The organism is Anabaena sp. FACHB-1391, from assembly GCF_014696755.1.
GTDB lineage: Bacteria > Cyanobacteriota > Cyanobacteriia > Cyanobacteriales > Nostocaceae > Dolichospermum > Dolichospermum planctonicum.
Genome location: NZ_JACJQS010000013.1, coordinates 87815 through 111594, shown reverse-complemented (window position 1 = coordinate 111594; position 23780 = coordinate 87815). Strand labels below are relative to the sequence as shown.

The following is a 23780-nucleotide window of genomic DNA, read 5'->3' as shown; positions in this document are numbered from 1 at the left end:
TTACCTGTACCGTTAATAGAGGTTGTTCCTTGTAAAACCAGGTTTTCTACGTTGGTGGTGAGAGTATAAGTTACAGTGCTGAAAACGCTATCTGTTCCTTGTCCTCCTAATTCCGTGATGCTATCTGCTGTATTGTCCACATAGTAAGTATCATTACCAGCACCACCAAGGAGGGTATCAGCACCCGTACCACCGGTAAGAACGTTATTACCAGTGTTACCTGTAATGATATTATTGAGGGTGTTACCTGTACCGTTAATAGGGTCTGCTCCCTGTAACGTTAGGTTTTCTAAGTTGGTGCTGAGAGTGTAAGTTGCTGCGCTGCTGAAAACGCTATCTGTTCCTTGTCCTCCTAATTCTGTGATGATATCTGCTGTGGAGTCCACATAGTAGGTATCATTACCAGCACCACCAAGGAGGGTATCAGTACCCGCACCACCAGTAATAACGTTATTACCAGTGTTACCTGTAATGATATTATTGAGGGTGTTACCTGTACCGTTAATAGCGGTTGTTCCCTGTAACGTTAGGTTTTCTAAGTTGGTGGTTAGGGTATAGGTTACAGTTGTGAAAACGCTATCTGTTCCTTGATTCAGGTTTTCTGTGATGGTATCTGCTGTGGAGTCCACATAGTAGGTATCATTACCAGCACCACCAATGAGGGTATCAGCACCCGTACCACCAGTAAGAACGTTAGCTGCTGCGTTACCTGTAATGATATTACTGAGGGTGTTACCTGTACCGTTAATAGCGGTTGTTCCCTGTAACGTTAGGTTTTCGGTATTGGAGGTTAAGGTATAGGTTACAGTTGTGAAAACAATATCAGTTCCTTCATTAGCATTTTCTGTGATGATATCTGCTGTGGAGTCCACATAATAGGAGTCATTACCAGCACCACCAAGGAGGGTATCAGCACCCGTACCACCGGTAATAACGTTATCGGCTTCGTTACCTGTAATGATATTATTGAGGGTGTTACCTGTACCGTTAATCGCAGTTGTTCCCTGTAACGTTAGGTTTTCTAAGTTGGTGGTTAAAGTATAAGTTACAGTGCTGAAAACGCTATCTGTTCCTTCATTCAGGTTTTCTGTGATGGTATCTGCTGTGGAGTCCATATAGTAGGAATCATTACCAGCACCACCAATGAGGGTATCAGTACCAGCACCACCAGTCAGAACGTTATTACCAGTGTTACCTGTAATGATATTATCGAGGTCATTACCTGTACCATTAATCGCAGTTGTTCCCTGTAACGTTAAGTTTTTTAAGTTGGTGCTGAGAGTGTAAGTTACAGTGCTGAAAACGCTATCTGTTCCTTCATTAGCATTTTCTGTGATGATATCTGCTGTATTGTCTACATAGTAGGAATCGTTACCAGCACCACCAAGGAGGGTATCAGTACCAGCACCACCAGTCAGAACGTTATTACCAGTGTTACCTGTAATGATATTATCGAGGTCATTACCTGTACCATTAATCGCAGTTGTTCCCTGTAATGTTAGGTTTTCTAGGTTATCCCCCAATGTGTAATCAATAATGCTGAAAACAATATCTGTTCCTTCATTCAGGTTTTCTGTGATGGTATCTGCTGTATTGTCTACATAGTAGGTATCATTACCAGCGCCACCAATGAGGGTATCAGCACCTGCACCACCAGCCAGAACGTTAGCTGCTGCGTTACCTGTAATGATATTATTGAGGGTGTTACCTGTACCGTTAATGGCGGTTGTTCCCTGTAATGTTAGGTTTTCTAGGTTTCTTAATGTCCAAGTGTTTAAGGTCCAAGTGATGGAAGATTCTACGGTATCAATACCACGATTTAAACCTTCAGAAATGATATCGCCAATATTGTCTACGACATAGGTATCATTTCCTTGACCACCGATTAAAAGGTCTGTACCTGTTCCCCCGTTGAGATAATCATCACCATCTCCACCAGTTAAATCATCGTTTCCTGTACCACTTTTAATCCAATCATTAGCGGCGGTCCCTAAAAAGCTGACTGTACCTGTAAAGCTGCTTAAATCAAAGTTTTCAAATCCGAATACTGTTGTGTCAGGAATATCTAATTGATTGGTGATGTTATTGGTATCTATGGAGATAAAATCATTATCTGTTCCTTGGGTGATAATTAAGGTATCTGTGCCATTACCACCATCAATGGTGTCTTGTTGTTGTAAATTGGCGAATATGCTGGTGATGGTGTCGTTTCCATCTTGAGCATCTATGATATCTTGTTGGGGTGTGATGGTAAAGCTTTCGTCTTCGTTAAGGTCAGTTATTTCAATGGTTAATTGTTGCTCGAAGGATAACCCATCTTGGTCGGTGGTTTGTACTCTAATGATATAACTGTTTTTGGTTTCAAAGTCAAATACAGCGTTGGTGGTAAGTTGATTATTGCTAATGGTAAATAAACTATTATCTGTTGCAATATCTCCTGTAACTAAACTATAGGTAAAGGTGTTTTCTGTGTCTGGGTCGGTGGTGGTGAGATTACCCACTACTGTACCAATAATTTGATTTTCCGCAACGGTGTTATTAGAGAGGGTTAGGTTAGTAGGAGTTTCGTTAACGTTACTGACACCAATGGTTAATTGTTTCTCGAAGGATAACCCATCTTGGTCTGTGGTTTTGACTCTAATGCTGTAACTGTTTTTGGTTTCAAAGTCAAATACAGCGTTGGTGGTAAGTTGATTATTGGTAATGGTAAATAAACTGTTATCTGTTGCACCGTCCCCGGTGACTAAACTATAGGTAAAGGTGTTTGCTGTATCTGGGTCTGTGGTGGTGAGATTACCCACTACTGTACCAATAATTTGGTTTTCTGCAATTGTGCTGGTGGAGAGTGTGAGGTTAGTGGGTGCTTGGTTGGCGTTACCAGTAAACTCACTGACATTAATAATCTTTAAGCCACCTTCATGATCAGCTACATAAGCATAGTTACCGACTACTTGCACACCTAAAGCATTGCCAGATGTATCATAATTGCCTTTGAGGGTGGGGGTTGTGGGGTTGCTGATGTCAATGATTTGTAGTCCTGAATCACCATCAGCTACGTAAGCATAGTTACCGACTACTTGCACACCTATAGCAGCACCAGATGTATAATAATTGCCTTTGAGTGTGGGGGTTGTGGGGTTGCTGATGTCTATGATTTGTAGTCCTGAACCATAATCAGCTACATAAGCGTAGTTACCCACTACTTGCACACCATAAGCATAGCCAGATGTATAATAATTGCCTTTGAGTGTGGGGGTTGTGGGGTTGCTGATGTCTATGATTTGTAGTCCTGAACCATAATCAGCTACATAAGCGTAGTTACCCACTACTTGCACACCATAAGCATAGCCAGATGTATCATAATTGCCCTTGAGGGTGGGGGTAGTGGGGTTGCTGATGTCTATGATTTGTAGTCCTGAATCACCATCAGCTACGTAAGCATAGTTACCGACTACTTGCACACCTATAGCAGCACCAGATGTATAATAATTGCCTTTGAGTGTGGGGGTTGTGGGGTTGCTGATGTCTATTATTTGTAGTCCTGACCAATCATCAGCTACGTAAGCATAGTTACCGACTACTTGCACACCAAAAGCATAGCCAGATGTATCATAATTGCCCTTGAGGGTGGGGTTAGAGGGGTTGCTGATGTCTATGATTTGTAGTCCTGACCAACCATCAGCTACGTAAGCATAGTTACCGACTACTTGCACACCTTCAGCATTGCCAGATGTATTATAATTGCCCTTGAGGGTGGGGGTAGTGGGGTTGCTGATGTCTATGATTTGTAGTCCTGACCAACTATCAGCTACGTAAGCATAGTTACCGACTACTTGCACACCCCAAGCATAGCCAGATGTATCATAATTGCCCTTGAGGGTGGGGGTAGTGGGGTTGCTAATATCTATGATTTGTAGTCCTGAATTAAAACCAGTTACGTAAGCATAGTTACCGACTACTTGCACATCACTAGCATAGCCAGATGTATTGCCCTTGAGGGTGGGGGTAGTGGGGTTGCTAATATCTATGATTTGTAGTCCACCATCATCAGCTACGTAAGCGTAGTTACCGACTACTTGCACACCATAAGCATAGCCAGATGTATTATAATTGCCCTTGAGGGTGGGGGTAGTGGGGTTGCTGATATCAATGATTTGTAGTCCTGAATACCCATCAGCTACGTAAGCATAGTTACCGACTACTTGCACACCTTGACCAGAATAAATATTGTAACTTCCCTTGACAACGGGTTTGGCTCGGTCAGTAATATCAATGATGTCTAGTGTATCCCCCACAGCGTAGGCATAGTTACCTACCACTGTCACAGCATAGGCATAGCTGAGAAAATCCCACTCTCCCACTAATGTGGGTGCAAATACTCCCTGGTAGCTGGTGAGGGTGTCTGCAACAATATCTGACAAATGTAGAGACGTTCCATGGAACGTCTCTGTAACGGGAATATTCACCTCTAACTGCCAATTTCCCCCTAATGCTGCATTGCCGGTTTTTGTGGTGGAGGCGCTAATGGTGGCGTTGGTAATTTGATGTAATTTGTGAATAAATTCTGCCCCAGCGTCTCCGGCAGCGACGTTACAACCATATAGTAAAATATTCTGAGGTTGCCACTGTTGTAATTGTTGGGTGTAATTATGAATATTGGTTAAGTTTAATTGACTATTGCCTAAATATAAGCATCCAGGCGCACCGTGGGAAAGGATGTGAATGGTGGTGATGTGGGGATGTTGTTGTAAAATTTGGCTAATTTGCTCAATTCCGTCTTGATTTGGAGAAATAATAACTGTTTTTACGCCCTCGATAATTCCTGTTTGGAGGGTGTGATAGTCGGAAAGGGAGGCATCTATAAAAACAATTGTTGTTGCGGTTTGACGGAGGAAAGAGTTGTTAAACATATTTTTTCCTTTGCACCTGGTACTGTAGGTTTTTGTTATATAAGGTAGAAAATGAGCAACTTCACGTAATAAAACCTTGTCACAATATGATTGTAATTGATTAAAGTCAGAAGTACAACCGTATTTTTTTAGATTTAATATGTGTTAATTAGTGTCATATACATAATACTCTGGTAACATTTATGCTTTTACATTTGTCAGAATCAGGATATCCAGGATGAAAGGATGTACAGGATAATGATTTAATATGGTGCGTTACTATATACTCTGGTAACATTTATGCTTTTACATTTGTCAGAATCAGGATATCCAGGATGAAAGGATGTACAGGATGAAGATGGGGATTTTCTGATGATGATTAAAGATGGTGGGTTACTATATACTCTGGTAACATTTATGCTTTTACATTTGTCAGAATCAGGATATCCAGGATGAAAGGATTTACAGGATGAAGATGGGGATTTTTTGATGATGATTAAAGATGGTGGGTTACTATATACTCTGGTAACATTTATGCTTTTACATTTGTCAGAATCAGGATATCCAGGATGAAAGGATTTACAGGATGAAGATGGGGATTTTTTGATGATGATTAAAGATGGTGGGTTACTATATACTCTGGTAACATTTATGCTTTTACATTTGTCAGAATCAGGATATCCAGGATGAAAGGATTTACAGGATGAGGAGGGGGATTTTCTGATGATGATTAAAGATGGTGGGTTACTATATACTCTGGTAACATTTATGCTTTTACATTTGTCAGAATCAGGATATCCAGGATGAAAGGATTTACAGGATAATGATTTAAAATGGTGCGTTACTATATTATATAACTATAATGTAGCATTATATAACTATAATGTAGCGAACTGCTTGCAGCAGCGCTTCGCTATCGCTATGCTACACCCAAAGTCTTCACCAATGGTGCGTTACGCTGTCGCTAACACACCCTACTATATTATATAGCGAAATGCTTGCAGCAGCGCTTCGCTATCGCTATGCTACACCCAAAGTCTTTACCAATGGTGCGTTACGCTGTCGCTAACACACCCTACTATATTATATAGCGAACTGCTTGCAGCAGCGCTTCGCTATCGCTATGCTACACCCAAAGTCTTCACCAATGGTGCGTTACGCTGTCGCTAACACACCCTACTATATTATATAGCGAACTGCTTGCAGCAGCGCTTCGCTATCGCTATGCTATACCCAAAGTCTTTACTAATGGTGCGTTACGCTGTCGCTAACACACCCTACTATATTATATAGCGAACTGCTTGCAGCAGCGCTTCGCTATCGCTATGCTATACCCAAAGTCTATACTAATGGTGCGTTACGCTGTCGCTAACACACCCTACTATATTATATAGCGAACTGCTTGCAGCAGCGCTTCGCTATCGCTATCCTACACCCAAAGTCTATACTAATGGTGCGTTACGCTGTCGCTAACACACCCTACTATAAATAATTTACGATAGTTCTTCCTTATCAATATAAGGATAACATTTTTAAAATCCTTTGTCAATACTTGAAAAGCAAATTTTTTGCGTTTTGTTCCCTGTTCCCTGTTCCCTGTTCCCTGTTCCCTGTCAACTGATTAAAGATGGATGTATAAAATTATGGGAATTATTAAAAAGGAATTATCGGGTTAATAGCACAAGTAATTCTTGATTTATTGGTTATGGATAGAACATTCATACAGGACCCCCAGGAACAACTGGTATCAGTGATCACAGGTGATGTGAACCTAGAGGGTAATTTGGTGATCCCCCATGGCGCTATCGGGATAGTTTTATTTGCCCATGGTAGTGGTAGCAGTCGTTACAGTCCCCGTAATCGTTATGTTGCTGAGGTATTACAACAAGCAGGACTGGCAACTTTATTACTTGATTTGCTGACTCTGGAAGAGGAAGAAATTGACCTGCGGACAAGACATTTACGCTTTGATATTGGTTTGTTAGCATCTCGCTTAGTTGGAGCTACGGACTGGCTGCTACAGAACCCAGATACCCAACAACTCAAGATAGGTTACTTTGGTGCTAGTACGGGTGCGGGTGCGGCTCTTGTGGCTGCTGCAAAACGGGGAGAAGTTGTGAAGGCTATTGTTTCTCGTGGTGGACGACCTGACCTAGGTGGTTCAGCATTACCTCAAGTCAAAGCGCCAACATTGTTGATTGTTGGTGGTGATGATCTGCCTGTAATAGCGATTAATGAGGATGCAATGGCACAGTTACACTCAATCAAACGGTTGGAGATTGTTCCTGGAGCCACACATTTATTTGCAGAACCAGGTAAATTGGCGGCTGTAGCACATTTAGCAAGGGAATGGTTTACACACTACCTCAAATAACAACAGGACTTACACCTCTTCCCTCGCTTCCCCAGCAGCATAATTTCGCACTTCTAATAACTGGTTTTTTGCATCCACAATCACAACAGTAGGAGAGTGACATTTTAACTCTTCTATGGTAAACTGGCCGTAAGTCATAATAATCAAGCGATCGCCTACTACACCTAAACGTGCTGCTGCTCCATTTAATTCTATAGCTCCTGAATTAGCTACCGCAGGTATAGCATAAGTAGTAAAACGCTCACCATTAGCAATATTCACTACTTGTACTTGCTCATAGGGAAAGATACCAGCTTTTTCTAAGAGAATTTCGTCAATGCTGATACTACCCACATAATTAATATTTGCTCCTGTGAGGGTACAGTTATGAATTTTTGCTAACAAGAAAGTACGCTGCATTGGGATTAAAAATTTTTTTTTGCAACCAGAATGATTCCACAATTATTGATTTAGGGGGTAATTAGTAATTGATATTACCATTACCCATTATATAGCGAATCCTTGTCTCATGAGGTACTTGCGTTTAATTATGACTTCTTGTACCTCACTTGCATGGGAAATACTAGATTATCCTTGAGCAGCCTGAATAAACTTTTCTACTAAGGGGGCTACTTTTTCCACATCTTGCCAACCGAGAATTTGTGTTACCTTTTTTTCCAAATTCTTGTAACTACGGAAAAATTCCGCAATTTCCTCTAATTTGTGGGGGGATACATCTTTGAGGGACTTTACATGAGCATAGCGTGGATCTTTGACGGGAACACAAAGAATTTTTTCATCACGATCACCACCATCAATCATTTCTAAAAAACCAATTGGTCTAGCAGCAATGATGCAACCGGGGAAAGTTGGCTCATCCATGATCACCATACCATCTAAAGGATCGCCATCGTCTGCCAAGGTGTTAGGGATAAAACCATAGTCATAAGGATACTTTACCGAAGAATAGAGAACGCGATCTAAGGCAAATGCTTGTAAATCCTTATCGTATTCATATTTATTTTTACTCCCACCAGCAATTTCAATTAAGACGTTAAGTACACCTGGTTTGGGTTGGGCAGGAATAAGAGATAAATCCACAATAAAACTCCTATATTAACAGTGAACAGGGGCAGCAGATATTTTTGCTCCCAGTGTCAAATTTTAAGGCATTGTGGATCTTTTCCTCAAAATTCCTGGTTAACTGTTGTAAATTCTGTGAAACGTTAATTCTTGTTAAGTTTTTTCGGTGCTAATCATAAGTATTATTACTTAACAGATGTCTATTATTTGTATTTAATCTCCGGTGTTAGATAGGTTATAAGTTAAAGAGGGCTGATTGTTTTCAACATTGGGTGAAGAGTAGTGGGCAATGATAAATACTGGTAAAATCAGAGTTATCAGAGCGATCATTGTTCCCACAATGTCTGCCAAGCGCTGGGAAGATGTATCACAAGAATTGGCAGACTGGCTATTTAAATTCATACAAAGTTGCAGTTAATCAGATCACTGGTAGGTTGGCTCTCTTTTGGAGAGTATGTATCACCATTCTACCTATTTTTTGACTATAAACCGCAATGTCAGGAATATCTGACATTTGGGTGCAGATTCTGCACCCAATTAGTCCCGACTATGGGGCTACTTTTTTTCTGTAGTTGCTTCTTCTGGTTTTGGTGCGTCTTGTTTTTCTGTATTTGCGGGGTCTGAATCAGTTTTTTGTTGTACTTGCGGCAAGTGAATGCTATTGACTTGATTAATAAATAGTTCTACAGCCTGACTAATTTTTTGTTGTTGTTTATCCTCTTCTGGAATATCATAACAACGATAGGCTGGAGTGATTCCTAAAATAAACTTTTCCTGTTCAGATTCTAACAATTCCACCGCTGTGTTAGCCGCCATCCAATTTTTTTCAAAGGGAAATGATGTGACGACACTAGCCACAATGGAAGCAACTGCTGGACAGATAACAGGTAGCCATTTTAACCACGGCTGTCCTGCTTCTAATTTATCAACTAGAACTAAAATTGGTGTCACACCTGAGAGAATTACGGTAGAAATTTGCAAAACGTAGTATAAAGTTCTGTTAAGATCCCTAGAACTTTTATAATCGTCAATCAATTCTTGACTATATTCTAAAGCTTTAGCTCGTGCTGGCAAAACTGTGTTATGGTCTAATTGAGTATCTTTGCTTAACAAAGATGTATAAAGTTTAGCTTTTTTTGACATTTGATTTTTTTCTGCTTTCTTTTTGGCGCTATTTACTGATTGTCTATTGAAGATAAACAAACCAATAGCAAGAGTTAAAGCAACGGAGGCAGCGATTACATATTCTTGATTGCTAGAATCAAAATAAATAATAGCAAATGATGCGATCGCAACTGCGACTAATAAATAATCAATCAACTTCAAAAAAAACAGCATATTTTTACCCGGTGTAGTTGTAGTTATTGTGGTAATGTTGAGTTGACGAGTGAGGAAACTCGTTGTAAAAAGTATTTTTACAACCAATAATTCATATTACACAAAGGTAGTATTCTTGACAAGATGCTGTAAGCAGTAACATTTTCCAGAATATAAGTAAAAACCTTGACTTGACAATTGTTTTCAAGGATATGAATAAATTTTGGTTGACAATTATTTAAGTTTATTTAACATTTGTTTTGATTAAATCCTGCTTTAATCTGAGTTAAACAGTTATATTTCACCCATTAAATAGCAGTGCTGTATCTTTTGCGTGTAGCTATTGCTAAGGCTAAAACCACAAAGGTCAAAATACCTGCTATGTATAAAGGATAGCCATAGGTCACTGGTTGGGATTGTTTAACCATCATACCGGCTATCACTGGACCAATACCATTAGAAATACTTAAATAAGATGCGTTTAACCCTAAAACAGTTCCCTGATCTTGTGGTTTAGCATTAAGAGAAATTAATGTACTAATCATAGGTTGGACGAGGGCATTAAACAAGGCAAATAATATGCTAATTATGACAAAATAGGTGATACTAGGCCAAAGGGGCATTAAGAGAAATGATAAACTGCGAACGAATAAACCTAAAAATAATATCTTAACCACATTAAATTTAGGACGGAGAACCGATATTCCCCAAGTTTGCATAATGACTGCTAAAGTGCCAAATACTAGAAATAGGAGGGTTAAAGATTGATTATTTTGATGTAGAACTTGAATAAAATAGGGTTGAAAGGCATAGGTAAACATGGTAAATGTTATCCCAGTCAAAAAGTTAATTAATAGTAAAATGCCCACTCCTGGCATAGCAAACCCTTTAATTAAATTTTCCAATCCTAAATCCAAAATATTACTAAACTTTGGAGATTTGTTTTCTAAGGTTTCTGGTAACAAGAATATGGTCATTAACATGGCTATCATAGCAACTGCACCAGAGACTAAAAATGCTGTTCCTAAAGAAATTTGTTGTGCTAATAAACTCATAACTGGACCGATAATAAAGCCTAAGCCCATGGCTGCACCATAAATTCCAAAGGCTTGAGCGCGATTTTTTTGCATGGTGACATCAGAAATCACTGCTTGGGCAACGGCAACATTTCCCCCGGTAATCCCATCTAAAAATCTGGCGAAAAATAGTAAGATTGCTGTTGTGGCAGTACCGGCTATGGTGTTAGCAATTACTGTTCCTGCTAAACTAATTATTAATAATGGTTTACGTCCAAATCTATCAGAGAGTTTACCAATTACAGGAGTGGCAAAAAATTGAGCAATAGAGTAGGTAGAAAACAATAAACTAGTTTGGAAATCATTTAAACCAAATTGTTTACCATAAAGATAAATAATGGGGATTAAAATTGTAAAACTCAAGGAGTTAATAAAGGCAATTAAAGCAGTAATCCAAAAAATGCGATTCATTGTCAATTAAACTTATTTATTAATGCTACTTTAGTTATTTTACCATTAATGAGACTTTTTACTTACTGCTCCTGAAATTCATGAAGTGTAAATTACAGAAAGAAGAACATCTCTATTTACTACTATATATATAGTGAAAATGCTTAATCAAATTTGGTTATCACAATTAAAGATACACCGAGCGATCGCTGTAGTTCGCGCCCCAAAAATGGACTGGGGTAAAAAAATGGCTTTAGCGGTAGCATCTGGGGGTATGAGACTAATTGAAATTACCTGGAATAGCGATCGCGCACCTGAGTTAATTTCCCAACTCCGCACTGAATTACCGGGCTGTCTGATTGGTACTGGTACTTTATTTAACGTCCAGCAATTACAAGAGGCGATCGCTTGTGGGTGTCAATTTCTCTTTAGTCCCCATACTGATCCCGTGATGATTAAAACCGCAGTAGCGGCAAATATACCGATAATTCCCGGTGCATTGACACCGACGGAAATTATTACCGCTTGGAATTATGGCGCTACTTGTGTGAAAGTGTTTCCCGTCCAAGCAGTGGGGGGAAGTAATTACATCAAAAGTTTACAAGGACCCCTGGGACATATTCCCTTAATTCCTACCGGAGGTGTAACCTTAGAAAATGCTGAAGATTTTTTAAAGGTTGGGGCAATAGCTGTAGGCTTAAGTGGGGAATTATTCCCAAAAAAATGGATATTAGAGGAAAATTGGCATGAGATTACCGAACAAGCAAAAGCACTCATCCAGAAGTTATCCAGAAGTTAAATTAGTGGTAAAATCAGTACAAATAGACTGAATTAGAATCAAAGTTCTTGAACGAATTTTAGCCAATTGTCTATCAGGGTATTCACTATGAAAGGTTTGATTTATTTTCACAGGATACATCTATTAAAAATATTATTGGTGGGTACAGTAGCTTATACTACTATATTTGATTATACTGCTGACGAAATGTGGGCAAAATCTCCACCACAGAAAGTTCCTACAATTGTTCAAAAACTGAAAAAATCTCATCAGCGTTGGATTCAAATTAATCTTTCCCAACAACGTCTGATTGCGTGGGAAGGGGATAAACCTGTATATAAAGCAACTATTTCTTCGGGAAAACAATCTACACCTACTCGTACTGGTATATTTAAGATTCAAAGCAAGTTTAAAAAAACTCGGATGCGTGGTAGGGGATATGATATTGCCAATGTTCCCTATACTATGTATTATCAAAATGGCTATGCTATTCATGGAGCATATTGGCACAATAAGTTTGGTACACCGGTAAGCCATGGTTGTGTTAATCTTGCACTTAATCAGGCTAAACGGTTATTTAATTGGGCTAATCTAGGAACACCAGTAGTAATTCAAGAATAGATCAAAAATCCTGAATTTTAAATTCCAAATAGATCAAACCGCTTTGATCATCCAATTTCCGCTGTTTTCAGTTGCTGCCAGTTTTTTAGCTGCAACACTAGCGCGAAACTCAAAAGTCTGATATCATGGTTTTATCAGCGGGTGAGTAGCTCAACGGTAGAGCAGTTGACTCTTAATCAATTGGTTGCGGGTTCGATTCCCTCCTCACCCACTAATCAAATCTAGAACATTGCTGAATTGGAGATTGAAGGAAACAACAGAAGAAAACATAATTTATACTTTCACTCAGTAACGCCAAATCTAGCACTAACCAAATCTACCACTAATGTAGGCTTTCGTATCTTCTTGTTGTGGATGATTGAAAATTAATTCTGTAGCTTCATATTCCACTAAATAACCTGTGCGACCACCTTTTTCAGAAGCTTTAACGTTAAAAAATGCTGTCTTATCGGAAACTCGTGCTGCTTGCTGCATATTGTGGGTAACAATAACGATGGTATATTGTTCCTTGAGTTCGTGAATCAGTTCTTCAACCCGTGCAGTAGAAATAGGGTCAAGTGCAGAACATGGTTCATCCATAAGTATAACTTCTGGTTGCACTGCGATCGCTCTGGCAATACATAAACGTTGTTGTTGTCCACCAGATAAAGATAAACCATTTTGTCGCAATTTGTCCTTAACTTCATCCCATAAAGCCGCTTGTCGCAAACTCCGTTCCACCAACTCATTCATATCACCCCTATAGCCATTAATTCTCGCACCAAAGGCAATATTTTCGTAAATTGACTTTGGAAATGGATTTGGTCTTTGAAACACCATACCAATGCGTCTCCGTACCTCTACAGGGTCAATATTTGGTGCATAGAGGTTTTGATCATAGAAATAAATCTTACCTTCAGCTCGAAATGATTCAATTAAATCATTCAGACGATTATAACATCGCAATAATGTACTTTTACCACAACCGGAAGGTCCAATAAAAGCCGTTACCCGATTTTTAGGAATATCTAGCCAAACATTTTGTACAGCCAAGAAGTTGCCATAATAAATATTCAGGTTTTCTGTGCTTAAAACCGTTTTAGCTCTATTCATTGTGCTAATTTTTGTTACCATAAATACTTGATTAGGGAATGGTTCGAGATGAGTTTAGATCTTGTTTCTAGTCACCCAACGAGCAATAATACTAGTAATTAACACCATTAATACTAGTATTAAAGAAGCCGCCCAAGCTAAAGATTGCCAACTTTGGTAAGGAGAAGTAGCAAAGTTGTACACTAGAACTGCTAGAGAAGCTGTAGGTTTGAGAATGCTATCTGGCCAAAAAGAAGAGAAAAGAGCCGTAAATATCAATGGTGCTGTTTCTCCAGCAGCGCGAGCTATAGACAATGTACAACCAGTCATAATAGCAGGTAAAGCAGTAGGTAATACCACCTGTGACACAGTTTGGAAATTAGTTGCACCTAGTCCTACGGACGCTTGGCGTAGATCTTGAGGTACTAACTGCAAAGCTTCATCAGTAGTTCTGACGATAATAGGTAGCATCAAAATTGCTAAGGCAAATCCACCTCCCAAAGCTGAGTAAGAGCCTAAATTCAGCTTAACCAACGTTAAAACAACAATTCCATAGGCAAACACCCCAGCAATAATCGAGGGAACACCACTGAGGACATTAGTAGCAAAACGTATCCATCTAGCAAATTTTGGGGAACTAAACTCAGTTAAATAAATTGCCGCCAATACACCAAAAGGAACACTAATTATAGCCCCAATACCTACCATTAAAAGTGTTCCCAAAATAGCATTACCAAACCCGCCATTTTTGGCAAAAGGGGCTGGTGGTAGTTGAGTGAAAACACTTAAATTTAAGCTACTAAATCCTCTAATTATCACATAATAAAGCACTGCTAACAAAGGAATAAGTGCCAATATTCCACATATAAAAGCTAATACAGTCATCACCGTATTAAATAATGTCCGAGAAGACAAAGGGGAACGAGTCAGGCTTCTTTGCGGAAAAGAAGAAGTCATAATCTAACCTATTACTGTATTGTACAAGACAGATTCCAGATATATACCCAACTTCTTTAAGAAGTCGGAGAGCCGAATATTGAATATTAAATTTATAGTCTTTGTACGCGCGTCACAATAAACTCTGCTAGAATATTGACTATTAGCGTCAATATAAATAGAACTAAAGCTGCATACATTAAAGCAGAAACTTGTAAGCCACTAGCTTCAGCAAACTGATTTGCTAGTAGAGAAGAAATGGTATTAGATGGTGCTAAAAAAGAGATATTGATATTATTGGCATTGCCGATTAACATTGTTACAGCCATGGTTTCACCCATAGCTCTACCCAGAGCCAACATTACCGCACTGACAATACCAGAAAAAGCCGCAGGGATAATAACTTGAAAAATGGTTTCCCAACGGGTTGCACCAATTCCTAGCGCCGCTTGACGTAAACTAGAAGGTACAGAAATTAAAGCATCACGAGAAATAGCAGTAATGATTGGTAAAGTCATAATTGCTAAGATTACCCCGGCGGGTAGCATTCCAGGACCTGTGGGAGAGGAGCTAAAAATTGGTAGCCAACCGAGATAATGATGCAGCCATTTACCCAAATTAGTTAAAATTGGGATTAAAACAAAAATTCCCCAGACTCCATAAACAACACTAGGAATAGCGGCCAGCAGTTCTACTAAAAATACTAGTACCAATCTTACTTGAGAAGGAAGAAAATCCTCACTCAATAAAATCGCCGTTCCCACACCAATAGGAACTGCTAAAATTAGTCCAATCAAAGAACTCATCAGAGTTCCGTAAATAGCAGGTAGTACCCCATACTCATTATTAACAGGATTCCAACTACTGCCCATTAGGAAATTAATCCCGAATTTTTGGATAGCAGGCCAAGCAGCAATGGCAACTTGTAAAGCAATCCATAATAAAGTAGCAGCAATTGCCAGAGCAAAAATCCGAGTTAACCAAATAAAGCTCCGATCTAGATTTCTGTCCATTTCAGAGCGCTTTTTTGCTGCCAAGGCAGTTTCTAAAAAATTTGTAGCCATGAATACGGATTGTAAGAGTTAAATCGGGAATAATACCAAAAAATTAAGTCTCCTAAAAACCAACACGGTTTAGTTAAAAAATCAGGATTGTAAGACTTAAATGAGGAATAATGCCGAAAATCAAGTATGCTAAAATTAAATTTTTGCTTACTTGCCAGGTTGAGAATTAGCACCAACAGAAATTTTATAGTCAGAACTAATTTTATCAGCTGCTGCCGCCACTTTGGCAATTACATTTACTGGTAAAGGAACATACCCTAACTCAGCCGCTAACTTTTGTCCATCTGTTAAAGCATACTCAATAGTTGCTTCTACGGCTTTAGCTTTGTTAGCATCAGTATATTTTTTATATGCCAGAATCCAAGTGTAAGTAACAATTGGGTAAGAATCTGCACCTTCTGGGTCAGAAATAAAAACGCGAAGATTCTCTGGTAAAGTCACAGATGCTAAGGTTTTTGATGCTGACTCTTCAGAAGGGGAAACAAACTGTTTGGCTTTATTTTCTAAAGATGCAAATTTGAGATTACTTTGTTTAGCGTAGCTATATTCAATATAACCAATGGAAGCAGGAGTTTGGAGAATTTGAGCGGTAACACCTTCATTTCCTTTCGCGCCAATGCCTACAGGCCATTTTACACTTTTCCCGTCACCTACTTGAGTTTTCCATTCTGGACTAATGGCGCTAAGATGTTTGGTAAAAACACCTGTAGTACCGCTACCGTCAGCACGATAAATGACTTTAATTGCCTCTTTTGGTAATTTAGCACCAGGATTGGCTTTGGCGATCGCCGGATCATCCCAAGATTTGATTTTACCTAGTAAAATATCAGTATAAACTGTTCGTGGTAGTTTGAGTTGAGGAACATCTGGTAAATTATAAGCGAGGACAATACTCCCGGCAGTAACAGGTAATAATATTACACCTTTATCTGCGGGTATCTCCTGAATTTCTTCATCCTTCATGGCCACATCACTGGCACCAAAATCTACTGTTCCTTTAGTAAACTGTTCAACACCAGCGCCACTACCAACCGACTGATAGTTAACTTTTAAATTGGGATATTTTTTATTTAATTCCGCAAACCAAGTTTGATACAGTGGTGAAGGAAAAGAAGCACCAGCACCCGTTAACTCCACATTACCCCCTAAGTCTAGTTTATCAGAACTAGAGGTTTTATTATTTTCTGACGAGTTTTGGCCGCAAGCAGATAGACTGAACGCTAGTGCTAATATGGATATTGAAGCTGTAAAGCGATGATTTTTGATTGCATCAGAACGTAATAGCATTAGTGTTAATTTTTGTTAAGTTTGAGATAAACGTTACCAACATACCAATAAAAGGTAAACCAGCGGTTAAGAAACGAAAAAATCTATTTATTCCCCTCATGTCAATCAACCCTATCACCGAATAAATGTTTGCTGCATCGAATCAACTACTATGGTCTATGATAGGCTTGCTCCTGACAATGGGTGGTACTTTCCTAGAAGCTTATGGTCTTACCTCTCCTTGGAACTGGAGTCAGCACGGAATTCAAACCCTTTCATTAGGTGTCAGCTATCAAATTGGTGCAGTGCTGCTGGTAGGTTGTTTAGGAGGTCAAAATTCTGGGGCGCTCTCACAAATTGCCTATTTAGTCATGGGATTAACCTTATTACCTGTATTTGCAGAAGGAGGCGGTATCGGTTATGTTAAACTATCTCAGTTTGGGTATTTATTGGGTTTTATTCCTGGAGCTTGGATTTGTGGTTATTTAGCTTTTAAAGCTAGACCCCGACTGGAAACTCTAGCTTTTAGTTGTATTTGTGGCTTATTAACTGTTCACTTATGCGGTATTGCTTATTTAACTATCAGTTATATTTTGCCCTGGAAAGCAACAGAAAATCTATCTCTGATGCAGGCTATTCTTAAATACTCTTGCTTTGCACTACCAGGACAACTAGTAGTTGTTTGTGCTGTCACCATAGTAGCCTATGTGCTACGACATATAATGTTTTATTAGTCAGTGGTTATTGGTCATTAGTCATCAATCAAGAAAAACAACGGACAACGGACAACAGACAACCGAAAAATTTATCATGGGTATAAAAAACCGCTACTTCTGGATTGCTGCTTCTATGGCATTCTCATTAGATCAACTAACAAAATACTGGGTAGTGCAAACCTTTAAATTAGGACAAACACTGCCATTACTGCGGAATATATTTCATTTCACTTATGTTACCAATACAGGAGCAGCTTTTAGTTTGTTAAGTGGCAAAGTAGAGTGGTTACGCTGGCTATCTTTAGGTGTAAGTTTAATATTGATCACCATTGCATTGTGCGGACCATTGTTAAGTTTTTGGGATCAAGTGGGTTATGGTTTGATTTTAGGAGGAGCAATAGGCAATGGTATTGATAGATTTAGATTGGGGTACGTCGTTGACTTCCTCGATTTTCGGTTAATTAATTTTGCCGTATTTAATATGGCTGATTCTTTTATTAGTGTAGGAATTGTCTGCCTGTTAATTGCCTCATGGCAAAAAACACCAAGCCACTAAAATTGTTTATGAGTTCACCCCAATCTCCTCAAAAGCCAAAAACTCTACTTGGTCAACTGACTCAAGCAGTAAATACCATTCAAGCTAGAGTTGATTTTTCCAAGTTGGCACTCAAACCCAATGCCAAAGTACCGAAACTATTGGTCTATGATGCCGGAGTCAATCAAACCTTAGAATATCCGTTATTAGGCGATCGCTATCTTCTGGGACGTAGTTCTAAATCCTGTGATATCGTCGTCCGTAACCAAGTTGTCAGCCAAATTCATCTCTCACTGTCGCGGGATTCTACCCAAAACTCTCCCATTTTCACCATCAAGGATGAAAACTCCACCAATGGCATATATCTTGGCAAAAGACGGATAAATGCCCTGGAAATGCGCCATGGTGATGTAATTACCTTGGGTCCCCCCGAACTAGCCGCTTCTGTACGTCTGGAATACATTGATCCACCCCCTTGGCATCAGCAAGCTGCTACGTGGACAGCTTATGGTGTTGTTGGTGTCACTGCGTTGACAGCTTTAGCTATAGGTGCGGAATGGCTAAAATTTTCCGTTAGACCCTTACCTACAGCCACACGGGCTCCCGTGGTTGTCTATGCTCGTGATGGCTCAACCCCACTCCGTGAACCTCGGAATATCGCTCACGTAGATTTAAAAAAGTTATCCGACTTTGGACCCTATTTGGCTGCTGCTGTGGTCGCTTCCGAGGATAGTCGTTATTATTGGCACTTTGGTGTAGATCCTTTGGGTGTGTTGCGAGCCGTATTCATTAACAGTCGTAGCGGTGATTTTCAACAAGGAGCGAGTACAGTTACCCAACAAGTAGCTCGCAGTTTATTCCGTGAATATGTCGGTAGTCAAGATTCCTTAGAACGCAAATTAAAAGAAGTTGTTGTCTCCCTCAAATTAGAAACGTTTTACAGCAAAGATGATATTTTACTAACTTACTTAAACCGGGTATTTTTAGGTGCAGATACCTCAGGTTTTGAGGATGCTGCTAAATATTATTTCAGTAAATCAGCCAAGGAATTAACTCTAGCAGAAGCAGCGACTTTAGTAGGAATTTTGCCCGCTCCCAATGCCTTTGATTTTTGTGGAACAGGTCCGCGCAAACTCGGAGCTGCTGATTATCGAAATCGAGTCGTGAAACGAATGCTGGAAATGGGTAAAATTACCCAAGCAGAAGCTAACCGGGCCCGCCGTTCGACGGTGCAAATCAGTCCTAAAGTCTGCGAAACACAAGCTAAAACCATTGCACCATATTTTTATGATTATGTCTTTCAAGAACTGATATCAAAACTCGGTCCGGCTGCGGCCAGAGAAGGTAACTATATCATTGAAACCCAATTAGATCCGGGTATTCAAGCTCAGGCTGAAATCGAGTTAAAAAAGTCCATTTCTCAAGCCGGCTCAAATTTGGGTTTTTCTCAAGGGGGGTTGGTAACTCTGAACTCGAAAACTGGCAGTATTGTGGCTATGGTGGGGGGGACTGATTACAGAAAAAGCCAGTTTAATCGCGCTGTACAAGCCCAACGACAACCCGGTTCTACTTTTAAAATTTTTGCCTACGCTGCGGCCCTAGAAAAAGGTATTTCTCCTTATACAAGTTATTCCTGTAATCCCTTACGTTGGCAAGGCTTTACCTATAAACCCTGCCGGGCTGGCGCTGGTGGTAGTTTAGACATAGCTACTGGTTTGGCACTTTCAGAAAATCCTATAGCTTTACGGGTAGCGAAGGAAATTGGCTTGAATAAAGTGGTGGACATGGCCCAGCGTTTGGGTGTGAGGTCTAATCTTGAACAAGTACCCGGTTTGGTCTTAGGTCAAAGTGTAGTTAATGTTTTAGAAATGACCGGTGCTTTTGGGGCAATTGGTAATCGTGGGGTCTGGAATCCTCCTCATGCTATTAGTAGAATTTTGGACAGTAGTGACTGTCAGAATCTCAAAGATAGAGAAACCTGTCGTGTTATTTACTCTTTTGATCAAAATCCAGATGGTAATAAACAAGTGCTAAAACCAGCAGTTGCCAATCAAATGACTACTTTAATGCAGGGGGTAATTAGTAATGGGACAGGACGTAGCGCGGCTATTGGTTTAGGGGAAGCAGGTAAAACCGGGACAACAAATGATAATGTTGATCTCTGGTTTATTGGCTTTATTCCCAGTCGTCAACTTGTTACCGGTATTTGGCTAGGAAACGATAATAATTCCCCGACATCTGGTAGCAGCGCCCAAGCCGCACAACTTTGGGGTAATTATATGGGTAAAATTACTAAGTAGAGTTTAGGTAACAGGGGGATGATTGTTTCCCCACAGACAACCCAACCGACAATTAAGTACCTGGGCAAAATTAATTGCACATTTGCGAAAACGATAGAAAGAAATCTCTGTATCTCTCGTCTGTCCCCGTGGCGTAGCACCTGTCACTTCTAACCTGTCACCTCTAACCTGTCACCTGTCACCTCTCACCTCTAACCTGTCACCTGTCACCTGTCACCTGTCACCTGTCACCTCTAACCTGTCACCTCTCACCTCTCACCTGTCACCTGTCACCTCTCCTGAATATGAAATTTATTTTGCACGACTACTTATCTGTATCCTGAGAAAGGAGTTACTTCTAATTCACCTTTAGGTGTAAATACTACTTTAAAATGAGCAAGAGGTTCTTTGTTGTTCGGTGCGGCTACATTCGATCCATAAACCGATTGAAATAGCTGGGGAAGAGGTGTTTCTCGAAAATGGTCAAAAGCAACTTGATTAAGTGGTTCATAGTCAGCGATAACACCTTCTTTATTCACAGCGACTCGATATTTTAATTCACTGGTGAAGGTGGGACGATTACTCCAATTTTGACGAATTGTACTATACAACTTTTGATTTAGATCTTTGATTTGACTGGTTTCAGTAATTTTCTCGCCAACTACTTCGGGTGTTTTAGCGTATCCTCCCCAAGGACTAATTTGTAAAATACCTGTTTGAGTAAAGACGACTTTGAATTGAGCAATGGATTCATTGGCTTTTGCATTGGCAGGATTATACAGCAGTTTAGGCAGTGGTGTTTTTTCTATTGCATCACTGGCCGCCCGATTAACAGATTTGTAACCAATAATACTACCATCAGCAGCGACACCTAAACGATAAACTAAATCCTCTGGTAATTCTGAGCGATTTGTCCAAGCTGGATTAATTTGATTATAAACTTGGCGATTTAATGCCCGTAATTGGGATGAATCTGTGATCTCTGGTACAGTCTTTAAAAGTGCTTCTAAATCTTTAGCTACAATAGGAGCAGTCGTTTCTGTGGCTATGGGGGTTGCTGCCTCCCCCTTTGGCAAGGGGGGATTAAGGGGGGCAGAGGTTGATGCTTGAGGTGCAGTTGTGGGTATTGTAGCGCTGGACTGTTCCTCCGGTTTGACTTCCGGTGGACGGACTTGAGGGATAGGAATCAAGAAACAGGCTAATGCGGCCAAGGCTAGACTGGATATGCCTACTGTCGCTGGAATTGCTTGTTTGCGGAAAATTTGACTTGAACCACCATAGCTGTGGGTAACTGGGTGCAATTCTAAGCATAATTCTGGTAAAGTTTGGCTATCAGCAAAAAACTGATCTACAGCTTCAACTAAATCAAATAATTGGACTGTGTTCAGGATAATTTCAATGGGTTTTCCTTCGTTAGTGTTCCCTCCAAGGTTGTCTTGTGTGATTTCCGAATGCACAATTAATCTGTGACTGTTACCGTCTATTTTTTGTAATTCTACTAACTCTGATTCCTGATTTTGATTGTCAAATTTTTGACTATGGTATCCTGGTATTTTACTTAAAACTTCTTGGGCTAAAACCTCTTGGACGTAATTACTGACGGCTGTAACTAAACTTTCAAAAAATTCCCTGCCCCCAACTATGGGTTGAGTGTGACTGGATAAATAGCATTCTGCATTTACCAGTATAGATAGTTCTGGACGCAGTTCTTGAAAGTTAGCCGTCCGTGTTATGTCGCTTAACCCTTCTAGGAGCAGGGTACAATTAGGCAAACTATATTTACGTTGGATATTCATCTTGTTTTCTGCGAGATACTCCTGGTTGGTGCGAAGCAACCAGGGGAGGGATAGCGCGTTTAATTTAATGACTCAATGTCGTTAAATTAAACATTTTCCGAGTGGTATGTATGCCATGAGAGAATCATAGCGTTAGTTGGCGAAAGTTAGCAAATAATTAACTAGTTAACTACCTTTTTAGGGTAGGGTTATTGACTTTTCTTTACTCTACTTCACCATCAAAAAGAGAAATCCAGTACCGCTGCATTCCCGCTGTACCTGTGCAAAATAGTAATTTTCCTAATAGGTTTATAGCTAGTTCATCTAATTTATCATCAGAATTTAATGCTATTACACCGGAACGACGGTAATTCATCCGACTTTTAAAATGCGCTCTAAACCTTTCTAGGTAATTAGCTAATCTTAAATTTTGTTCTAGGGGAATCTGCTTTTGGTCTAATTGTTGGTATATAGTTAGTAGTTGACGGATGGTAACTGTTAACCGCCTAGCAATGTAGCAAGCAATCACTACTAAGGCTTTAGCCTCTAAAATATCTAAAGGGCGGCGACTATGCGCTTTCCGCATGGGGTTAGAAGCTCTCATCCGCCATAAGTTTACCCGATTTTTGATAATTCCTTTCAGGTCTAATTCTTCAGCTAAAGACAAAATCGCTTCCGAACCGCCCAGTTCTAAGGCTTCAATTGCTAGTAACATTAGATCTATTTCTGTTCTAGTTTTCCGTGGACATACCTGTCCATGGATGGCTGGATCTGGTAAAGTATCCAAAATCTCATGTATTCCCTGGGAATTTTGGGGGCTATTTATGTTTACAGGTTTAAGATTAGCTGCGACATTCATTCTATAAAATACCTTATGGGTTTCCAATCAAGTTATTGACTCTTGACTCTTGACTCTTGACTCTTGACTCTTGACTCTTGACTCTTGACTCTTGACTCTTGACTCTTGACTCTTGACTCTTGACTTTTGACTTCACGGCTTTACTAGTATCCAGGGTATGACATTATAGGGTAAGATATTTCTTGATCTTCAGGAAAATTTTTCTCTCACAAAAGAGTGTTCTCAAATATGGATTTAAAATCGCTAATTCGTGATATACCAGATTTTCCTAAGCCGGGGATTTTATTTCGAGATGTCACTACTCTATTAAGCGATCCAGAGGGATTGCGTTATACTATTGACTTTTTAGCACAAAAATGCTCAGAAATTGAAATTCAGGTAGACTACATTATCGGTATGGAGTCGCGGGGATTTATTTTCGGCGCGCCTGTGGCCTATAAATTGGGTGCTGGTTTTGTTCCCGTTCGCAAAAAAGGCAAGTTACCAGCAGCAGTTCACGCTATTGAATATCAATTAGAGTATGGTACAGATACCCTGGAAGTACATCAGGATGCTTTACAGCCGGGTAGCAAGGTTTTGATTGTGGATGATTTGATTGCTACTGGAGGAACTGCAAGTGCAACGGCAAAATTAGTACAAAAAATTGACTGCGAACTTGTCGGCTTTGGGTTTATTATCGAACTACGGGATTTACAAGGTCGGAAAAACTTACCTGATGTCCCGATTATCTCACTAGTTGAATATTAACAAAAATATTAACAAAACATAATTA

Annotated in this window: 19 protein-coding genes and 1 tRNA gene; 8 read left to right on the top strand and 12 right to left on the bottom strand. The window is 39.7% G+C overall.

Annotated features, from left to right (window positions below; translation table 11 throughout):
- Positions 1 to 4910 (bottom strand): DUF4347 domain-containing protein (locus H6F62_RS08650; RefSeq protein WP_190371812.1); only part of this gene is annotated, 4910 nt, incomplete at its 3' end.
- A gap of 1684 nt (positions 4911 to 6594) precedes the next feature.
- On the opposite strand from H6F62_RS08650, the gene H6F62_RS08645 reads away from it, so the two are divergent.
- Positions 6595 to 7263 carry a dienelactone hydrolase family protein gene (locus H6F62_RS08645; RefSeq protein WP_190371811.1) on the top strand — a complete coding sequence of 223 codons (669 nt, stop codon included), beginning with the start codon at positions 6595 to 6597 and terminating at the stop codon, positions 7261 to 7263.
- A 9-nt stretch (positions 7264 to 7272) separates the two neighbouring features.
- Here H6F62_RS08645 and panD read toward each other — a convergent pair whose 3' ends face one another.
- The 5 genes from panD to H6F62_RS08620 form a co-directional block, all read right to left on the bottom strand.
- Positions 7273 to 7662 carry an aspartate 1-decarboxylase gene (gene panD / locus H6F62_RS08640; protein WP_168359065.1) on the bottom strand — a complete coding sequence of 130 codons (390 nt, stop codon included), beginning with the start codon at positions 7660 to 7662 and terminating at the stop codon, positions 7273 to 7275.
- Between the two features lie 168 nt (positions 7663 to 7830).
- Complete coding sequence (locus H6F62_RS08635) at positions 7831 to 8343, bottom strand: inorganic diphosphatase (RefSeq protein WP_168359066.1); 513 nt, start codon at positions 8341 to 8343, stop codon at positions 7831 to 7833.
- 195 nt (positions 8344 to 8538) lie between these two features.
- Positions 8539 to 8727 carry a hypothetical protein gene (locus tag H6F62_RS08630; RefSeq protein WP_137907020.1) on the bottom strand — a complete coding sequence of 63 codons (189 nt, stop codon included), beginning with the start codon at positions 8725 to 8727 and terminating at the stop codon, positions 8539 to 8541.
- A gap of 153 nt (positions 8728 to 8880) precedes the next feature.
- Positions 8881 to 9663: a DUF4231 domain-containing protein gene (locus tag H6F62_RS08625; RefSeq protein WP_137907019.1), complete on the bottom strand. Its 783-nt coding sequence runs from the start codon at positions 9661 to 9663 to the stop codon at positions 8881 to 8883.
- Between the two features lie 287 nt (positions 9664 to 9950).
- On the bottom strand, positions 9951 to 11129 hold the full coding sequence (locus tag H6F62_RS08620) for an MFS transporter (RefSeq protein ID WP_190371810.1): 1179 nt from the start codon (positions 11127 to 11129) through the stop codon (positions 9951 to 9953).
- A gap of 139 nt (positions 11130 to 11268) precedes the next feature.
- Here H6F62_RS08620 and H6F62_RS08615 point away from each other — a divergent pair, with 139 nt between their 5' ends.
- From H6F62_RS08615 to H6F62_RS08605, 3 genes are all read left to right on the top strand, one after another.
- Positions 11269 to 11907 (top strand): bifunctional 4-hydroxy-2-oxoglutarate aldolase/2-dehydro-3-deoxy-phosphogluconate aldolase, encoded by a 639-nt coding sequence (locus H6F62_RS08615; protein ID WP_137907017.1) that lies wholly within the window; start codon positions 11269 to 11271, stop codon positions 11905 to 11907.
- A gap of 87 nt (positions 11908 to 11994) precedes the next feature.
- A complete protein-coding gene (locus H6F62_RS08610; RefSeq protein WP_190371809.1) occupies positions 11995 to 12507 on the top strand; it encodes a L,D-transpeptidase in 513 nt (170 codons plus the stop codon).
- Positions 12508 to 12646: 139 nt separating this feature from the next.
- Positions 12647 to 12718: transfer RNA gene (locus H6F62_RS08605), tRNA-Lys, on the top strand.
- Positions 12719 to 12813: 95 nt separating this feature from the next.
- Here the strand turns inward: H6F62_RS08605 and pstB are convergent.
- The 4 genes from pstB to pstS all read right to left on the bottom strand — a co-directional run bounded on the left by pstB (position 12814) and on the right by pstS (position 16865).
- The gene (gene pstB / locus H6F62_RS08600; protein WP_137907015.1) at positions 12814 to 13620 is read right to left on the bottom strand and encodes a phosphate ABC transporter ATP-binding protein PstB; all 807 of its coding nucleotides are present in this window, start codon (positions 13618 to 13620) and stop codon (positions 12814 to 12816) included.
- 33 nt (positions 13621 to 13653) lie between these two features.
- Complete coding sequence (gene pstA, locus H6F62_RS08595) at positions 13654 to 14535, bottom strand: phosphate ABC transporter permease PstA (RefSeq protein WP_190371808.1); 882 nt, start codon at positions 14533 to 14535, stop codon at positions 13654 to 13656.
- Positions 14536 to 14627: 92 nt separating this feature from the next.
- On the bottom strand, positions 14628 to 15578 hold the full coding sequence (gene pstC / locus H6F62_RS08590; RefSeq protein WP_137907013.1) for a phosphate ABC transporter permease subunit PstC: 951 nt from the start codon (positions 15576 to 15578) through the stop codon (positions 14628 to 14630).
- A 147-nt stretch (positions 15579 to 15725) separates the two neighbouring features.
- Positions 15726 to 16865 carry a phosphate ABC transporter substrate-binding protein PstS gene (pstS, locus tag H6F62_RS08585; protein ID WP_190371807.1) on the bottom strand — a complete coding sequence of 380 codons (1140 nt, stop codon included), beginning with the start codon at positions 16863 to 16865 and terminating at the stop codon, positions 15726 to 15728.
- A gap of 125 nt (positions 16866 to 16990) precedes the next feature.
- On the opposite strand from pstS, the gene H6F62_RS08580 reads away from it, so the two are divergent.
- From H6F62_RS08580 to H6F62_RS08570, 3 genes are all read left to right on the top strand, one after another.
- Entirely contained in the window at positions 16991 to 17578 is a 588-nt protein-coding gene (locus H6F62_RS08580) for a biotin transporter BioY (protein WP_137907011.1), read from the top strand.
- Between the two features lie 76 nt (positions 17579 to 17654).
- Positions 17655 to 18116 (top strand): signal peptidase II, encoded by a 462-nt coding sequence (gene lspA, locus H6F62_RS08575; RefSeq protein WP_137907010.1) that lies wholly within the window; start codon positions 17655 to 17657, stop codon positions 18114 to 18116.
- Positions 18117 to 18124: 8 nt separating this feature from the next.
- On the top strand, positions 18125 to 20395 hold the full coding sequence (locus H6F62_RS08570; protein WP_137907009.1) for a transglycosylase domain-containing protein: 2271 nt from the start codon (positions 18125 to 18127) through the stop codon (positions 20393 to 20395).
- Positions 20396 to 20703: 308 nt separating this feature from the next.
- On the opposite strand, the gene H6F62_RS08565 is transcribed toward H6F62_RS08570, so the two are convergent.
- Both H6F62_RS08565 and H6F62_RS08560 read right to left on the bottom strand, forming a co-directional pair.
- Positions 20704 to 22170, bottom strand: coding sequence for a DUF4335 domain-containing protein (locus H6F62_RS08565; RefSeq protein ID WP_137907008.1), 1467 nt, complete (start codon positions 22168 to 22170; stop codon positions 20704 to 20706).
- Between the two features lie 202 nt (positions 22171 to 22372).
- Positions 22373 to 23008, bottom strand: coding sequence for a DUF3038 domain-containing protein (locus tag H6F62_RS08560; protein WP_137907007.1), 636 nt, complete (start codon positions 23006 to 23008; stop codon positions 22373 to 22375).
- Positions 23009 to 23236: 228 nt separating this feature from the next.
- Here H6F62_RS08560 and H6F62_RS08555 point away from each other — a divergent pair, with 228 nt between their 5' ends.
- Positions 23237 to 23755, top strand: coding sequence for an adenine phosphoribosyltransferase (locus H6F62_RS08555; protein WP_137907006.1), 519 nt, complete (start codon positions 23237 to 23239; stop codon positions 23753 to 23755).
- Positions 23756 to 23780: the final 25 nt, after the last annotated feature.

Coding starts and splice junctions, on each gene's coding strand:
- H6F62_RS08615 (WP_137907017.1), top strand. CDS start 11,269: ATGCTTAATCAAATTTGGTTATCACAATTAAAGATACACCGAGCGATC.
- H6F62_RS08560 (WP_137907007.1), bottom strand. CDS start 23,008: ATGAATGTCGCAGCTAATCTTAAACCTGTAAACATAAATAGCCCCCAA.
- H6F62_RS08625 (WP_137907019.1), bottom strand. CDS start 9,663: ATGCTGTTTTTTTTGAAGTTGATTGATTATTTATTAGTCGCAGTTGCG.
- pstA (WP_190371808.1), bottom strand. CDS start 14,535: ATGACTTCTTCTTTTCCGCAAAGAAGCCTGACTCGTTCCCCTTTGTCT.
- H6F62_RS08645 (WP_190371811.1), top strand. CDS start 6,595: ATGGATAGAACATTCATACAGGACCCCCAGGAACAACTGGTATCAGTG.
- pstB (WP_137907015.1), bottom strand. CDS start 13,620: ATGGTAACAAAAATTAGCACAATGAATAGAGCTAAAACGGTTTTAAGC.
- H6F62_RS08630 (WP_137907020.1), bottom strand. CDS start 8,727: ATGAATTTAAATAGCCAGTCTGCCAATTCTTGTGATACATCTTCCCAG.
- pstS (WP_190371807.1), bottom strand. CDS start 16,865: ATGCTATTACGTTCTGATGCAATCAAAAATCATCGCTTTACAGCTTCA.
- H6F62_RS08555 (WP_137907006.1), top strand. CDS start 23,237: ATGGATTTAAAATCGCTAATTCGTGATATACCAGATTTTCCTAAGCCG.
- H6F62_RS08570 (WP_137907009.1), top strand. CDS start 18,125: ATGAGTTCACCCCAATCTCCTCAAAAGCCAAAAACTCTACTTGGTCAA.
- H6F62_RS08610 (WP_190371809.1), top strand. CDS start 11,995: ATGAAAGGTTTGATTTATTTTCACAGGATACATCTATTAAAAATATTA.
- lspA (WP_137907010.1), top strand. CDS start 17,655: ATGGGTATAAAAAACCGCTACTTCTGGATTGCTGCTTCTATGGCATTC.
- H6F62_RS08620 (WP_190371810.1), bottom strand. CDS start 11,129: ATGAATCGCATTTTTTGGATTACTGCTTTAATTGCCTTTATTAACTCC.
- pstC (WP_137907013.1), bottom strand. CDS start 15,578: ATGGCTACAAATTTTTTAGAAACTGCCTTGGCAGCAAAAAAGCGCTCT.
- H6F62_RS08565 (WP_137907008.1), bottom strand. CDS start 22,170: ATGAATATCCAACGTAAATATAGTTTGCCTAATTGTACCCTGCTCCTA.
- panD (WP_168359065.1), bottom strand. CDS start 7,662: ATGCAGCGTACTTTCTTGTTAGCAAAAATTCATAACTGTACCCTCACA.
- H6F62_RS08580 (WP_137907011.1), top strand. CDS start 16,991: ATGTTTGCTGCATCGAATCAACTACTATGGTCTATGATAGGCTTGCTC.